The sequence below is a fragment of the Fastidiosibacter lacustris genome (assembly GCF_003428155.1).
Taxonomy (GTDB): Bacteria; Pseudomonadota; Gammaproteobacteria; order Francisellales; family Francisellaceae; genus Caedibacter; species Caedibacter lacustris.
On record NZ_QLIR01000053.1, the window covers coordinates 1 to 836 of the forward strand.

Consider the following 836-nt stretch of genomic DNA (forward strand, 5'->3'; position numbering starts at 1 on the left):
CCTATCGATATCAACTTTTACGACTTATGCTGCTGATCGCACACATATTGATTGGCTCTCATCAGGCTTTCCTAAGCAAATTACAGACCAGGTAACGGGTTTAAAACTTCAATTTAATTATGATCGGTATGAACGGCCATATAGTATTATCAGCAGCGATGGTGAAACCAAGAGAACCTGGCAATATAGCTATATTGATATTGAAGGTTACTTTGCTCCCGTTACAGCACAAGCGCCTTATAATGACAGCCGTACTGTCATCAAATACAGCTATGATGGGCGTGGTAATTTAGGATCGATTACGAATGAACTAGGTCATGTTGTGACTTTTAGTCAACGTAGTTGGCAGGGCCAAGGTAGTTATGTGGCGCAGATCATTGACGAGAATGGTATTAAAACGGATTTAGATTATCGGTACATAGTGTATGAAGATATTAGCAAAAGTAGAGGCTATGCGACTTATCACAAGCATCCTCAGTCAGTTACGATAAATGGCAATACGACCCATTACCAGTATGATGACAAAGATCGTCTGATTTATAAAAGAACGCCAGCGGGTGTTACTTATCGATACGAATATGATGATCGTATTATCTATAGACAAACACCAGAAGGTGTGGCTTATCCGAAGATAAAGAAAGAGGCGTTAATCTCACTAAAAGACAGTGCTGGCAATGTATTGCAGAAGGAACAAGATAATCAAGGAGAGGTGATTGAAACGAGGATTAAAGATGCCAGAGGAAATCTGGTATATCAGCTGAAACACTCGGATACCGTCGCATCAGCAGCCCAGGGAAAAGAACAGGATGATGCTAATGAGTATCCAAAACATAAAG

1 protein-coding gene is annotated in these 836 nt (G+C 40.4%); it reads left to right on the forward strand.

Annotation, left to right across the window (positions count from 1 at the left end; all coding sequences use genetic code 11):
• Positions 1–836 (forward strand): hypothetical protein (locus tag DNJ77_RS09835; RefSeq protein WP_204723401.1); only part of this gene is annotated, 836 nt, incomplete at both ends.